The organism is Sedimenticola selenatireducens (assembly GCF_963675335.2).
GTDB lineage: Bacteria > Pseudomonadota > Gammaproteobacteria > Chromatiales > Chromatiaceae > Sedimenticola > Sedimenticola selenatireducens.
The window spans coordinates 51619-66771 of the sequence record NZ_CAXXYC010000004.1; the positions used below are offsets into that span (position 1 = coordinate 51619).

Below are 15153 nucleotides of genomic sequence, written 5' to 3' on the forward strand. Positions count from 1 at the left end.
CCGACGGGAATCCCTTATCCATGATCATTCGACTCAACATCTGCTAAAACAGCCTAACATAATTCGTTAATTACTAACTTAATAAGTATATTGCTCGCTGTATACTCATTTCCATGAAATGGTTTTCGGCAAACAGGGATCAAAATGACACTCGACCGAATCGACATCGAAATAATCAGGCTTTTGCAGAACAATGCTCGGCTCTCCAATAAGCAGATCGCCGCCGAGGTGGGGCTGGCGCCCTCCAGCGTGCACGAGCGGATGAAGCGACTGTGGGAAAACGGGGTGTTGACCGGCACCCATGCGGAAGTGGACCTGACGAGCCTGGGGATCGGGCTGGAGGCGCTGTTCATGATCGAGCTGGCGAAACACGAACGGGGCACCGTCGACCGGTTCATGGATGACATGCTGCAAATTCCCGAGGTGCGCTCTGCCCACCTGATCACCGGCCGCTACGACCTGGTGATCCACGTGGCGGTGCACGACACCCGGCATCTTAAAAACCTCGCCCTGGACCAGTTCACCAACCGCCCCGGCGTCACCCGCATCGAGACATCGATCATCTACGATACCCGGGTAAATCATGAACTGCCGGATCTGCGGAACAGTAGTCCGCAATAATTCTTCCTGCCTGCCCGCTGTTACCGTGCCATGACTGGCCTGATTTCTGCTGCAACTTTATCCAGCCTCGCCGGAAGTCTTGGCGAGATACGTGCAATCAATGGGTTAGGTGTTTTGCCGGATGTTAAATGATAACAACAGACATCCTACCTTGGTGCATACCATTGAAACTGCACAAAACCAGTGCACTACGAATCAGCAATGGAGGATAAAACCATGCTTACCTTGAAAGACTGCACGGATTTTTGCGACCTGTCAGATGACGAACTCCTGGGCCTGCTGGCAGGTGCCGACATGAGTCCGATTGAAGTCTGTGCCATGGTGCAGCAGTTTGCCGACACCCCGAGCGAATGCAGAAAGATGCTGGGGTTTTTACAGACCTATCTGGAAAAGGTGGAAGGCAAGGGGGATACCAAACGGGCTCACGAAGTCCACGAAGCGATCCACCACTTTGTCTCTAACCACTCTATGATCTAGCAATCGTTTAGACCGGATGCCCCCCCTAAGGGGGATTACCCCATACCGACCGGCCTCCCGGCGCCTTCGCCATCCTGATTTTCTGGCAGTTAGCTGCCGGGAGGCTATCAGTTACCGAACACACCCTTCAGCTTGTCCAGCAGACCACCCGATTCGCCGGCCCCTTTTTTCGACGATTTGCTGTCAGCGCCGCCCCCGTTCAGGGCGGTGCGGCAAGGATTCTCATCGGCAGTCGCCTTGTTCCAGAGCCCCTCCAGCAGCAGGGAGGCGCCGCCGGTGGCGATCGCGCCGTAGAGTGTCAGGCCGGCCTTGGCGGTACCCTTGGCATCCAGCCCCAGCTCCGGCTTGCTGAGCGGCCCCTTGAGGCGGGCCGCATTGACCAGGTCACCGGCGGTAATCCCCAGGTCCTTGGTGTCACCCCGGGGCATCGGCTTGAACCCCACGTCCAGCTGCTCGTTTTTCAGATCGATGGTACCGGCGCTGACGATACTCATCTGCCGGGTCAGCATGGCGATCCGCTTGTCGTATTCGGCCACGCCGTTGTTGAAGCGGAGATTGACCACGGCACACTCCATTGATGTATAGGGTTCACTCCCGGCTGCCGGGTTGAGCGCGGCAAACAGCTGGTTCAACAGATCGCCGCCCACCAGATCGAGGTAGCGGTTGTTGATTCTGCCTTCGTCCACGCTGATCAACAGCCGGCCGTTCAGACCACCCATCAGGGCGGCGACGGAATCCCCCCGTGCCTTCAGGTCGATATCGATCGAGGCCGACCCCTGCTGCATCGGTGCCTCCTTGGCGGAACCGCGCAACAGCGTCTCCAACAACACATCCTTTCCTTTCAGCCGCAGCTCCAGCGCGGCAGGACTGCGACTGCCGTTCAACACGGCACTTCCAGTGAGCAGACCACCGCCCGCCAACAGTGTCAGCGGCTGGACGGTGAGGACACCGTCCTCAAGCCGCAGGGTGGCATCCAGATCGTTCAGCGTATAGCGATTACCCAATACCTGCTTGCTGCTGAAGCGCACATCGGCTGCGAGACCCAGCAGCCCATCCAACGGCAGTGACGCGGTAGAGAAGAGCTTGCGACTGGCGTCCTGTTTATCCGCCTCCGTCTTCTCGCTGCGCAGGTCGATCCGCTCGGTGGTCAGGGTCGCCTCCAGAAGGGGTGCTTGTGCGAGCCGGTCGAACATCAGTGTACCGGTGAGTACATCCTGGCCGTGGCTGAGCTGGAAACGCTCCAGAGTGATCCGGGACAGAGCATCAGCAACTTTGCCCTCCCCCTGCCACTGCACCTCCCGCCCAGCATGCGCGAGCTGCAGATCGAACCGCAGATCACCCCCGGAGACGATCGCCGCCAGACTCTCCAGTTCACCCTCCACGACCGCAGGCTCGCCGTTATAAACGCCCTCAAAGGCCAGGGCCAGTGGAGCACCCAGGCTGTCGGCCGAGGCTTGCAGCCGGTCGATGGAGACCTCCACGGCATCACCCGCTGCCGGGAGAAAACGGATTCGTGCATCCTCGATCAATAGATCCTTAACCTCCGGAAGGGCGACGCCAGCGGATTGTGCGGCCTCACCGGGATCACTTTTCGTGAACTGCCAGTTGGCCTCCCCCTCGGCGCTGCTCTCAAGGAGGATATCGGCCTGCCGCACGATCAGCCGGGTTACCCGGACATCCCCGGTCAGCAACGGCAGCAACTCCACCTGCATCGACAACTGGCCGATAGAAGCCATCTGCTCCGTCGAACTCCAGGGCGCATTGGCGAGCGACGCCCCATTGACCTCGATACTGGGGCGGAGCGAGATCGACAGCTCCAGCTCCCCGTCGATGGTCATCTTGCGTCCGGTCAGCGCCTCCACCTGTGCCACCAGCTGGGGCTTGTACTGATTGAAGTCGAGCGACATCAGGATGCCGATCAGGGTCAACGGGATCAGAAGCAGCAGGATGATCAGGATGCGGAGGATGATTTTCTTGGTATTCATGGGTGGTTCAGATTACCTGGGATGGTGTTTAGTACGCATAGGGTGGATAAGCTTGCGCATCCACCGCCACCGGATCATATTGGAAGCGCCGATGCCGTACTCGGCACGCAGGGTGATGGAAGAACCGGGAACGACGCAATCCATACTTACTCGCTGTAATCAACGTCAATAAGGCACTCATGGGCACGCTGCACCCGTGGGCTCTGACAGGGAATAAGGTTAGCGCATGACATCCACAAGTACATATTACCGTATCTCAGGCAGCAAACTTTAAGCCGCCCACACCTCCCAACCGATTCCAATCCAATCGTCCCGGCAACGCCTGACGAAGCCTCTGGTCCGGAGCTTAAGCCCATCATGCGACCGAACGGTCACGCACGCTTCGCATACCATCGAAAACCGGACCGACAATGTGATCCGGAAAATCCCCCGGTATCAGGCCCGATACCCGCCCGATAACCTCATCCACCGAATCCATCATCTCGACAAACAGCTGTTGTGCCGTCTTTTCATTGAAGCCTACCCGCCTGGCTGTAATGCTGAAGTGCCGCGGCTGGATATTTGCCCAACGATAGTGGCGGTTACGCCCGCTCAGCGCCATTGCCATCCTGATCTTCTGCCTCTGTAACTGCCTGGAGGCCAACAGGGGGTGAGCCGACATGATGTCGTAGAGCGGCGTCAGACGGAATCGTCCCTCCGCTTCAATAAACACACTGAAATTTTTCGCATGCCCGTCAATGCCCGCCAATAACCAGAATAGCACCTGGCTTTTGAAGAACAGTGCCCGGTCGCGCTTCGCCTCCCGTGATTGCTGGAGAAACCGCATAATCGGCTCAATGCCCGGTCCTCCATCACTTTCATACTTGATGTTGGGTGAAACACCGAGCGCCTGACACATATCTTCCTGGGGAAGGCGCATGATCCACCCATCGCCATAACGACGGTCAAAGCGCTCCACGACCAGCACCTTTGCGCCGTTGAAGCGGGCCACCTCGGCATGGCATACCGGTAACCCAAAAGCCGCCGCGATCTTTAGACAAAGCCATTCATTCTCGCAGCTTTCGCGTAGATCCATCCCGGAATGTTCAATCACACCGATCGGCAGTTTAAAGATGTGGGTCGTGGGCGTGGCGCCTACCGGAAGAAGCCAGGCATCGTCATTCCGCAACAGTGCCGTTTTCTCCTGGGCACCGGCAATGGAGATTCGAAAGTCATCGCCATCCTCTGCATTCATACCCAGGGGTGCGTTTCGGTAGTTGTTCAGCAACCGTACAATCTGGCCATCGGTCAGCGGCGCCCCCTTGATGCAACGCACATCAGGTGGGGACTCACCGCTTGGGATGATTTGCACCGCGCCCACACAATCCATTCCAATCGCCGCCAACAGATCGAACGGGTGTGAAGTCACCGCCTTGAATCGTGCCTGAATCCGTTCACGGATTTGCGGATTGTCCGGCAGCAGGTTGTCAAAATAGTTGAAGACAACCTCACCGATGTAGGGTTGCCGGCGCAAGCGCATCGAGAGTGAAACCGGGCGCGCCCCTTTGGTCTCCAGCCAGCTTAAGCTGTAGGTAAAGGCCAGTGCCCCGGTGGCACTCTTGGTGAGTTCACCAACCTGGATGCCGTTCATCCAGACACCCAGCGACCGGGTCTTGCTCACCACGGCTCACTCCATTGATCCTTATCCCCTTCGACATCAGATTCACCTTTCGGCACGAGATGCACCTCGAGGTCCAATGCGGAAAGGAGTCGAAACAGGGTTTCCAGGCGCACGTTATCGGGCCGGGTTTCAAACTTGGAGACGGTATCCTGGCGAACCACACCCTCCTCCGCCACTTCGGTTTGCGACAGGCCACGCGCCTTACGCTGGTCCCGGTAGTATGCCGCCAGGTCTTTCGGGGAATGAATCAGCATGATGGGCTTCTCCGTGCCGGAAGTCTCGGCACCGTTTTACACGCGATTACAGGTATTGATGAATATATACGCTATTGCGTGTAAAAACAATAATACACGCCTTTGCGTGTATTTTATTAATTGTGTAGCCCCGGCTTCGCAGAGAATACTTTACGAGTGAACCTCGATTGTCCCGTTATTGAGTAGATCTTAGGCGCCCCCCTGTTTGGGAACAACCAATGTTATATTTCCTGTAATCCCAACGACTTCAGGTAGTTGTAAGTTGGGTCGTAGAAATCGCGGGAGCGAGTAGGATCATCGTCATCCCCTTCAGGCACCACCAACACCATTCCCTGCCGTGCACGGGTCAGAAGCACACGATATGCGTTTTCAAGATAGCACTGGCGTTCTGTTTTATTGATTCGATTCCAGCGGGAGCCACGGAATTGATGGTGTGCCCAACGCGCACCGTTAAAGCGCAGGTCTCCATCCCACACAACACATGCCCAATCCAGCTCTAGGCCCTGAACTTGAAATTCGGTGGCAACATCTTCGAGATAATATGACGACCGTGTATCCTCCTTTCCCTCCAGAAACCATTTAACTGGATCAGTCTTCACCCGAACGTCAATGGCGTGAGGTTTTAGGCGCTCTGCTTGTGAGGAGACCACGATTCCAAAACGCTCCGATCCTCGCGCCTGTTGACGCAGCCACCCTTTGGCACGGAACAAGTCGCGCGTGAGCATAATTGGATATAGGTCTATCAAGCCTGAGAGCGTTTCTTTTGCGGATTCAACTTCCAGGTTGAGCGCTTCGCGGACAAAGCGACTCAGGTTTTCTGCACGGAATGAACGTATCGATGTGGCAAGATGCAAATTTCCGTCAACGCAGGTATTAGTACGCGCGATAGTGCGCGCGAAAACATCACCACCTTGATATTCAGCCTCAGTCAGCTTTGTCGATAGGTAGACATCCCAGGATCGGAACCGCCGAAGTATAGCGTCGAACCATTCACTAATACCTCCTTCACCGGTATTGATTTCCTGGCCGCTACCAACCAGGCATACCACAACCGCCCAATCTTCGTGACGATCCAGGCATGAGATAAGAAATTCAGGCTCAGACTGACTGAAGTCTGGCTTGCCCTTCTTCTGCCGCATAAAGGCGCTTGTCTGCTTCAGGTTCCATGCGCGTTGGGCTTCGTCAAACAACACTACATGCTCAGGAGGAGCACCAGTATCTTGCAAGTATTCATCGCGGAAATGATGCACGTTCTGAATGAATGTTTCGACTTCTTTCTTGGCATCAGCCTTACGTATCACATTTCCCTCGCGCAGTTTCTGCTCAACCCGGTCACGCGTGAGTGCCTCACGTAACACCGCCACCAATGGACCATTGCCTGAAAGAAACACACTATAAGTCTCGCTGCCAGGATTGAGGTGCCTAGTGGCAACATCTAAACCCACCAGAGTCTTTCCTGCTCCTGGAACACCTGTGACGAAACAAATTGCTTTACGGCGAAGATCGCGTGACCTCTCAATAATCTGATCAATCGTCTTCGCTGTAACTGTCAAATTACGGGCACCGGCATCGTTACGCGATATCTCCTCGACAGCATGTCCTGCGTAGAGTGCGCGTGCTGCCTCCACTATGGTTGGCGTTGGCATATATCTTCCGCGCTCCCAGGCTATGACATCAATTGGCGGAGCCTCAAAATAACTCAGGCCAGCAGCTAAGACATCGGGAAGTTGGGTGGGTGCTGCGCATACCGGGTAAGCCAATCCATCGCTATGTATTGTGGTATGGATACGTATTGTTTGTTCGGGAGCCTCTGTGGCAACGAGAACAGGGATAATGCAGATTTCATGGCTGGCATCGTGGAAGAGTTTAAAGTCCAGCGCATAATCCCACACCTGATCATGTGCAGAACGGTTAAAGTTTGACTCCCCCACTTTGAATTCCAGGATGAACATGACATGGCCGATGATTAAGACGACGTCGGCGCGTCGTCCAAGTCTCGGCACAGTCAGCTCGAAATAGATACGTGCTCCAGAGGCTAGATAATCCGGCAATGGAATGGATTTCATAACGTGAATTTGATCGTCCCAAGCATTCCGCTGGGTGATCTCTACATTTCCCGCCGAATGTCTTAGAAGTTCTCCTAGTATTGATGAGGCATCCTGTCGAAGGAAATGCTCCAATTTTTCACCGTACATCCAGCGGCGAATAGAGCCAGTAGCAATTTCGATACAATCATCCATGGCTCATCAGACCTTCGCTATTCTCCAACACAACATCCATTTGAAATTCCAACCATTGCCGCATCAATCGGGACCAAGCGGAGGTCGGTTTCGATCCTTAACCGAAATTGGTAATCCCCCACCATGTAAAAAGTCCTGAAAAATGTCCGCCTGTGAAATTTATATTATCTGTTTTATATCATTAAGTTATATGTTTTTACTATTTAACTATGCCTTAATTTATGTCCGCTAAGCATACCCATGGCATGGTACAAATACCAATATGGGTAAGCCCACGAAAAGCTTGCTCCTGGATTGTTGATTCTCGGTTGGCGGCAAAGTGAAGCCCTATGTCGTACGGGAAAGGGGTGTGGTGGATGCGCCTTTCGGCTTATCCACCCTACGAAAATGTCTCCCGTTACACCGGGGCATATGCCCATAATTGAATCTACGGGTTTTGCGGAAAACCAGTCACCGCTATCACGGTGGCGGCGCTGCCTATATGGGGCATCTATGGGTCAATGCACAGTACAGACCATACAGGGATCGAACGACCGCACGATGTGCTGCACCGCTACCGGCTCCTTTTCACCCTCACGCACCGGCGCACCGATCAGCGCCTGCTCCAGTGGGCCGCCAACGCCATTTTGATCTCTCGGTGAGAAGTTCCAGGTAGTGGGGGCGATGATCTGGTAGTTGAGGATACGGCCGTTTTTGATCCGCACCCAGTGACCCAGACTGCCGCGGGCCGCCTCGGTTAGCCCGAAACCTTCCGACTCGCGCTTCAATTCACTGCCTACACAAAAGTGATCCTTCGGCTTCAACTGTCGTACCCACTGCTCCATCTCGATCAGCACCCGGGGGATCTCCAGCAGCCGTGCGATCATGCGGTTGCGCACATTACTGCCACCGGTCGTAACCAGATCATTGATCAGGGGTTGACCATCAATCAGTTGGCGGGCCAGTGCGCCGACCTCGACCACCTGGCCATCCAGACGTGGCGCCTTGCACCAGGTGTAACCGGAATCGGCATCAGCGTCGGGCAGGGTGACGCCGTGATAGGGGTGTTGGGGTTCGGCCTGTCCCTCCATCCAGCTGTGACTGATATCCTCGGTAATACAATCCGAATTAAGCTTGCTTCGCTTGCCCTGATACCAGACACCGGAGCGGAATGTGCGTTCGCCTTCCAGTGAATAGACGCCGTAGCTCATGAAACGGTTGTCGGTCTTGCCCAGCTGATCCAACTGAAGATCACGGGACAGCTGCAGCAGGCGACGGAAATCACTCTCAGCCGGATCACCCGCCGCCAGCCAATCATCCAGTTGCCGTTGATTGTCAATCTCCAGTATCTGCTCCAGCGGCGAGCCGAACAGACGCTGTTCCAGAAAACGCCGGAATCCGCTCAGGATGGATAACAGCCTTACCTTCTCCGTCGCCTCAATGCCGCGGGTGCTGCCACCAGGCTGGATGCCCAGGGTGTGAGGCCACTTGCCGGCCATGATGCCCATCAGGTGCATGAACTCGGCGCGCGCCTGCATCACATCAGCCGCCGCCCTGCCCTTCACCGCCTTAAAGCGCTCCGCCACCGCATCGAACCAGGGTTCACCGCAATAGATCTCACGGGCGAAGTCCGGCATGAAGAAAAGATAGAAGTGAGTGAAATGATCGGCCAGGTTTTCGCAGGCGTGAATCAGGTTGAGCGCCAGTTCACCATTCTTCGGACGCATGATCCCGCAGGCATGGGCCAGGGCATCGGCGGCGGCAATGGATTGGGAGACCGAGCAGATACCGCAGATACGCGGCGTGTAGATCAGCGCATCGCGCGGGTCCTTGCCGTGCAGAATCTGTTCAAAACCGCGATACATGGGGGAGACCACCCAGGCGTTGCTGACGACGCCTTCGGCAGTTTCGATCTGCACTTCCAGATCACCCTCGACCCGGTTAAAAGGCCCAACAATGGTTCGACTCATGCTATCACTTCTTTTTGCTATGGGGAGGGACAACAATATGGTCCGACACGGCATTCTGTCTCAACCGCTTCGGTGTCGCCGCCTTGGAGAGTGAGGCCAGCGCCACAAACCAGGCCTTGGGCATATCCGTCGGCAGACCTATCGGAATACCGGCGATTTTCGGTGTCTCCTGAAAACGGTGGCCCGGCTCCTGGAAGCCGGGTGCGGTGCAGTTGATACAGGCGTAACCACCGCGCAGACAGGAGCCCTCGCCATTCCACAGCCGGGTGTTGCAGTCGGCATGGGCCTGGGTACCGAGACAGCCCATGTGTTCCATCATGCAGCCGAGTTGGGAGTGCTCCTCGGCACTCGCCTTGAATTCATAATACTCATTGCGCGGACAGCCATGATGCACCAGATGATCGGCATAGCCCCTGGGGCGTTGCCACTCATCCAGATCGCTTTCGGAAAAATCTCCCAGGGTCAGTTGCATCAGGGTCTCGGTGATCCAGTTGGGATGGGTCGGACAGCCGGCCACATTGATTACCGGCATATCGTATGCTGAACGGTACGCTTCACCCAGAACGCCGCCCCGCTCGGTTTCGGCAAACTGCAGACCACAGGCGTCGGTGGGATTGTCACCGCCGGCAGTGATGCCGCCAAAGCTCGCCCCGGTACCGATCCCCAGGGTATAGCCGGCAACAGCAGCGAGATCGCGCACCCAGTCGAGCATGGGGCGACCGGTGCCGGCCAGAATATGAAAACGGCCGCTATCCTTCGGACCGCGCAGGATCGCCCCCTCTATGCAGAGCGCATCGAGTTTGATCTCACCGGCGATAACCGCCTGCAGAATCCGCACCATCTCGGAGCCTGACTCTTCGCTCAGCATGGGATGCCACAACAGATTGATGCCGGCACCTTCCAGGGTATGCACTAGATTCGGTGACTCGGCATTCAGCAGTGACAGGCTGCAGCCGCCACAACCGCCGGACTGCAGCCAGAGCACGTTGAAACCGGATTGGCTGTTCATCGGTTGCTCCTTTGTGTGAAGGTGTGCGTTTTCAAAATACCTGCACCGTCAGTTGATTTCGGTCACCCTGTAGGAGACCCGCCCCCGGGCCGATCGGTCGCGGCACCGCCGCCGGCCCGATCTCTTCGCGGCGGGGGCGCCGCTCCTACAGCTCATCCAATTCAACCGGTCGCCTTCAGGGTCAGGGTGAACATGGCCCCTCCTTCCGGATGATTGGAGGCGACCAGCGAGCCACCCTGATCATTGGCCAGGCCATAGCTGATGTAGAGCCCCAGCCCGGTGCCCTTACCCACATCCTTGGTGGTAAAAAAGGGATCGAACACCCGCATCAGATCCGCCTTGGGAATACCTGGCCCGAAATCCCGCACTTCTATCCTGACCCGGTCCCAGTCCTGCCAGCCGCGAATCGCCAGCCGGGGCTCCTCCATCTGCTCCATTACATCAATGGCATTCTGCACCAGATTGACCAGGATCTGGTGCACCAGTCCCTTGATGCCGACGGCCTGGAGATCGCCGGGAATCTCTACGCTGACATCCGGCTTCCTGCGGGCTGCCTTGACCACCCAGTCGACGGCCGTGGTCACCACCGGCGCCAGCAGGAACGGTTGGATATCCTCTTGCTGATTGCCGGAGAAGCGCCGCAGATCCATCACAATATCGCTCACCCGCTCGGCGCCCTCCAGGGTGCCGTCGATCAGCGAACCAATGTCCGACAGGATATGGTCGATCTTCAGCTGTTTCCGCAGCGCCTCCCGCTCTTCTCCTTCGACATCTTTATGGATCACATCCAGATAGCGGGTGATGCGCTCACCGTAACGCTTCAAGGCATGCATGTTGCCGAACACGAAACTGATCGGGTTGTTCAGTTCATGCGCCACGCCCGCCACCAGGCGCCCCAGGGAGGCCATTTTCTCCGAGTGGACCAGCTGTTCCTGAGCCTGCTTCAACTCCTTATGAGTCGCGTGCAACTCTTCATAGGCACGGCGCAACTCGCCCACCGGGCGGCCGATCAGTACCATGCCCACCAGACGGCCGTTGTGGTCATAACGGGAGCTGCAGTTCATCGCCAACGGGGTCGGTGTACCATCGGCGCTGATCAGGTTGACCTCACAGTCATACACCGTCTCGGAACGGATCTTGTCGGCAAAACCGTCCACCAGATATTGCGACGATTCAACGAACAGCGCCTTGAAAGAGTGGTTCAACAGCTCTTTTTCACTGCGTCCGGTAATCCGTTCCAGCGCGGTATTGGCTTGCTGGATACGGCCCTGAATATCGCAGACGATCAGCACATCGGTCATTGCCGCCTGCACGCTTTCGATGAACCGCTGCGCCTCTTCCAGCGCGCTGTTCTTCTCTTCCAGCTCCACCTGGTAGCGCACCAGATCGGCGTAGACCAGATCCATTTTCTGGATTACCTCGATCCATGCCTCTTCGCTGCTGGAGGTCGACATCTGTTCATCCGATCCCAGCCGGGAGATCAGGCTGCCAGCACCCTTGATGCCCGAATCGGTCACCATCCCGCCCCCTTCGCGAATTTCGCGGCTGAAGCCGCTCCTGCCCCACCTGTAGGAGGCCCGCCCCCGGGCCGATTGGCCGGGGCTCTGGCCTCTGCACGATCATCGCGGCGAGGCGCCGCTCCTACAAGGGCGCAATCAGTGCGTAGGGTGGATAAGCGACAGCGCATCCACCGCAATAATGGTGGATGCGCCTGCCGGCTTATCCACCCTACCTCACAGCCGGACTCTGGGAGAAAATCAGCGGCCGGTTTCACGCTCGAGATCCTCATCACAACAGGCATGTGCCCCGGGAGTCTGCTCCAGACCATAACGCTCCAGCTTGCTGCGCAGTCCGACCCGCGACAGCCCCAGGTCACGCGCCGCCTGGCTCTTGTTCCAGCGGTGCCGGATCAGCGATTCACGCAGGATGCGCGCTTCAATCGACTCGATACGCTCCTTCAACGACCCATCCAGGGAAGCCAGCAAATCGAGTTGCGCCTCATCCTCACGAGGCGCGGCACGCAACACCCGTGGTGATAGCAGGTCGGCGCCCAGCGTTGGCTCATTGCTCATCACCAGCATGTGCTGTATCTCATTCTGCAGTTCCCGCACATTGCCCGGCCAGTGATACGCCTGCATGCAGGCGAGGGCTTCGGTAGTAAAACCTTCCACCTGTTTGTTGAGGGAGCGCATGGCCGACTGCAGCAGCGCATGGGCAATCGGCGGAATATCCATCTTGCGCTCTCGCAACGGTGGCAGATGAATGGCGATGGTGGAGAGCCGGTAGTAGAGATCCTGGCGAAAACGTTTCTCCCGCACCTCGGCTTCCAGATCTTTATTGGTGGCGGCAATTATGCGTACATCCACCTTGCGGCGGCGGGCACAACCCAGGGGACGGATCTCCCCCTCCTGCAGCACCCGCAGCAGTTTCACCTGAAAGGCCGGCGACACCTCACCGATCTCATCCAGAAAAATGGTGCCGCCATCGGCCCGCTCGAACAGGCCGGCCCGATCCTCCACCGCGCCGGTAAAGGCGCCGCGCTTGTAACCGAACAGCTCACTCTCCAGCAACTCGTCCGGCAGGGCGGCACAGTTCTCCACCACAAACGGCTTGTCGCCGCGCAGGCTGTTGTAATGCAGGGCGCGGGCGCACAGCTCCTTACCGGTACCCGATTCGCCGGAGAGCAGCACGGTGACATCGTAGGGCGACACCCGGTTAACCTTGGCGCAGACCAGATCCATGGGACTGCCATCGGCACGCACAATGCCGTCATCACAGTGGTGCTGCTGCTTGAGCTGTTTGCGCTTGTCGCTGACCTTCTGCTCCAGCAGGTCGGGATTGCGCTTCAGCTCGATATTCAGCAACTCGTTCTCGCGCTGCAGCTCAAACAGATGGGCGGCATTCTTCAGGGTCAGCAGCAGGCTGTCGGGATGCCAGGGCTTGGTGATGTACTGATAGATGCCCGCCTCATTCACTCCCTGGATGATATCCTCGGCATCGGTATAGCCGGAGAGGATCATGCGCACCACATCCGGCCACTGCTGCCGTACCCTGGTGAGAAACTCCACCCCGGTGGTCTCCGGCATGCGCTGGTCACAAAGCACGATATTGATCCACTCCCGCTCCAGGATCTGTTCCGCATCCCGTGCATTGGTGGCGGTCCTGACCTCAAAATCGTCATCCAGGATACGTACCAGCGCCTCCAGGCCACGCACCTCGTCATCCACGATCAGCAGGGTGGGTTGTCTGTTCATGAGGCCTGGCTCCAGTCATCTCTGGGACGTTTGGAAATGTCGCGGTGTCCGGCAATGGTGATCGGGGTTCTGGACTTGGGCACCTTGTAGACGAAGTTGTAGCGCGCCACGTGATAGCTGGGATCGAAGCCGTAGAAGTTGAGGTTCATGCGTTCCAGCTCCTCACGGCGGTATTCGTCCAGTGGTTTCTCCTGCTCATCAGCCTGGCGGGTCGCCACCTTGTCACGCAGTATCTGGTCGAAATCCGCATCATCGGCCAGCGCCTTTGCCCGCTGTTTCAGCTCGACCAGAAACTGCGGGTTGTCCTGCCCGAAATATCCGTCCAACAGCCCCAGCTCGCCCGCCTCCTCGGTGCCCATCGGCAGGCGCGCCTGGGTGATGCGTCGGGCGCGCTCTTCACCGACCCGCTTCGGCAGCAGGTAGGTCCAGTACTCGGAGCCGAACAGGTTGCCCATGTCCTTGTAATGGGGATTGAGTACCACGCCACTGCGCGCCCAGACACGGTCGGCGGCACGGGCCAGGAACACGCCGCCGGCCCCGGCATTCCCCTGCAGTGCGGAGACGGTCAGATGACTTTCGGTGGTGATGATCTCCCGCGCCAGGTCATTGATGGCATTGATATTGGCCCAGGACTCGTCGGCCGGACTCTCGGCCGCCTCGATGGTGTTGAGATGGATACCGTTGGACCAGAAGTCCGGTCCGCCCATCAGCACGATCACCCGGGTGTCACGTCGTCGAGCGGCCACATAGGCTTCGCGCAGCCGGTTGCACTGGTCCGTGCTCATGGCGCCGTTGTAGAAGGGAAAGTGCAGATAGCCGACCCGGCCCTGCTCCTCGTAGTGGATATCGCTGTAGCCATCGACTATCTTCGGCAGTTCAGCCAGTCGTTTACCCAGCACCCGCATAGCCGGCAGCTTGAACGGGTGGACTCCCTGCTTGTCCCGCAGATGACCGATCCAGACCGCGCCATCCACCGTGGCCCGACAGATCGCCTGTTCGCTGTGACCCAGCAGCATGCCCGGTTCGCCGTACAGCCCATCGGCGGCATGGGCGTCATAGAGCATCAGCTCCTGCCCGTAGATCCAGTCCAGCACGCCGGGAAAGCCGTCGGCGCTGCGGATCTTGCGCAGCACGGTTTCAGTCGTGTCCTGCTGCCAGTCGATGCGCCGGTCGGACTGGCGCATCAGCGGTTGCAATGTGCCTTTCACATCGGCCTGCGCGTAATCCAGCGGCTCCGGCTGGAAGCCGGCCTGCTCCATGCGTTCGACCGCCAGCAGCACCCCCTGCAGCGCCGCGTCCGTCACCTCGTTGCGATAGAGACTCGCCTTGCTGGCGGCGCGCATGGGGAAATTGACAGTGGCCCAGATATCGCCGGCATCCATCTCGGCGTTGGCCTGCAGCACCGTGACACCCCACTCCGGTGCTCCCTTGAGGATCGCCCAGTCCAGGGCCGACGGGCCGCGGTCACCCTTGATGCCGGGATGCACGACCAGGCAGGTGTGATGACGCCAGATCGTCTCCGGTATGGCACGTTTGAGAAACGGCGCCACGATCAGCTCGGGCTGGAACAGCGCCACCGCCTGCTCGCTCACCGCATCATTGATATCAAACTCCACCGAAACCGTGTGGCCGCGTTTTTTCAGCTCTATGTGCAGCCGCTGGCTGAGACTGTTGAAGGCGTGGGTCAGTATCAGGATCTTCATG

The 15153-nt window shown here is 57.7% G+C and carries 11 protein-coding genes; 2 read left to right on the top strand and 9 right to left on the bottom strand.

Annotated elements, in window-relative coordinates; all coding sequences use genetic code 11:
* Window positions 1–144: 144 nt before the first annotated feature.
* Window positions 145–621, top strand: a complete 477-nt coding sequence (locus ACHZBF_RS11485; protein WP_029134533.1) for an Lrp/AsnC family transcriptional regulator — start codon at window positions 145–147, stop codon at window positions 619–621.
* 216 nt (window positions 622–837) lie between these two features.
* On the top strand, window positions 838–1098 hold the full coding sequence (locus ACHZBF_RS11490; protein ID WP_157606862.1) for a hypothetical protein: 261 nt from the start codon (window positions 838–840) through the stop codon (window positions 1096–1098).
* 107 nt (window positions 1099–1205) lie between these two features.
* On the opposite strand, the gene ACHZBF_RS11495 is transcribed toward ACHZBF_RS11490, so the two are convergent.
* The 9 genes from ACHZBF_RS11495 to ACHZBF_RS11535 all read right to left on the bottom strand — a co-directional run bounded on the left by ACHZBF_RS11495 (window position 1206) and on the right by ACHZBF_RS11535 (window position 15152).
* Window positions 1206–3083 carry an AsmA family protein gene (locus ACHZBF_RS11495; RefSeq protein WP_321528505.1) on the bottom strand — a complete coding sequence of 626 codons (1878 nt, stop codon included), beginning with the start codon at window positions 3081–3083 and terminating at the stop codon, window positions 1206–1208.
* 355 nt (window positions 3084–3438) lie between these two features.
* Window positions 3439–4743, bottom strand: a complete 1305-nt coding sequence (locus ACHZBF_RS11500; protein WP_335342972.1) for a type II toxin-antitoxin system HipA family toxin — start codon at window positions 4741–4743, stop codon at window positions 3439–3441.
* Entirely contained in the window at window positions 4740–4997 is a 258-nt protein-coding gene (locus ACHZBF_RS11505; RefSeq protein WP_321528506.1) for a helix-turn-helix domain-containing protein, read from the bottom strand. Before ACHZBF_RS11505 ends, ACHZBF_RS11500 begins: the two co-directional genes overlap by 4 nt.
* A gap of 221 nt (window positions 4998–5218) precedes the next feature.
* Window positions 5219–7237, bottom strand: a complete 2019-nt coding sequence (locus tag ACHZBF_RS11510; RefSeq protein WP_321528507.1) for a DUF2075 domain-containing protein — start codon at window positions 7235–7237, stop codon at window positions 5219–5221.
* Window positions 7238–7734: 497 nt separating this feature from the next.
* A complete protein-coding gene (locus ACHZBF_RS11515; RefSeq protein ID WP_321528508.1) occupies window positions 7735–9186 on the bottom strand; it encodes a nickel-dependent hydrogenase large subunit in 1452 nt (483 codons plus the stop codon).
* A 4-nt stretch (window positions 9187–9190) separates the two neighbouring features.
* The gene (locus ACHZBF_RS11520; RefSeq protein ID WP_029134514.1) at window positions 9191–10195 is read right to left on the bottom strand and encodes an NADH-quinone oxidoreductase subunit B family protein; all 1005 of its coding nucleotides are present in this window, start codon (window positions 10193–10195) and stop codon (window positions 9191–9193) included.
* A gap of 161 nt (window positions 10196–10356) precedes the next feature.
* The gene (locus tag ACHZBF_RS11525; RefSeq protein ID WP_321528509.1) at window positions 10357–11715 is read right to left on the bottom strand and encodes a PAS domain-containing sensor histidine kinase; all 1359 of its coding nucleotides are present in this window, start codon (window positions 11713–11715) and stop codon (window positions 10357–10359) included.
* A 237-nt stretch (window positions 11716–11952) separates the two neighbouring features.
* Window positions 11953–13449: a sigma-54-dependent transcriptional regulator gene (locus tag ACHZBF_RS11530; RefSeq protein ID WP_321528510.1), complete on the bottom strand. Its 1497-nt coding sequence runs from the start codon at window positions 13447–13449 to the stop codon at window positions 11953–11955.
* Window positions 13446–15152: a hydrogenase maturation protein gene (locus tag ACHZBF_RS11535; RefSeq protein ID WP_321528511.1), complete on the bottom strand. Its 1707-nt coding sequence runs from the start codon at window positions 15150–15152 to the stop codon at window positions 13446–13448. The genes ACHZBF_RS11530 and ACHZBF_RS11535 overlap by 4 nt, the downstream gene beginning before the upstream one ends.
* Window position 15153 lies beyond the last annotated feature (1 nt).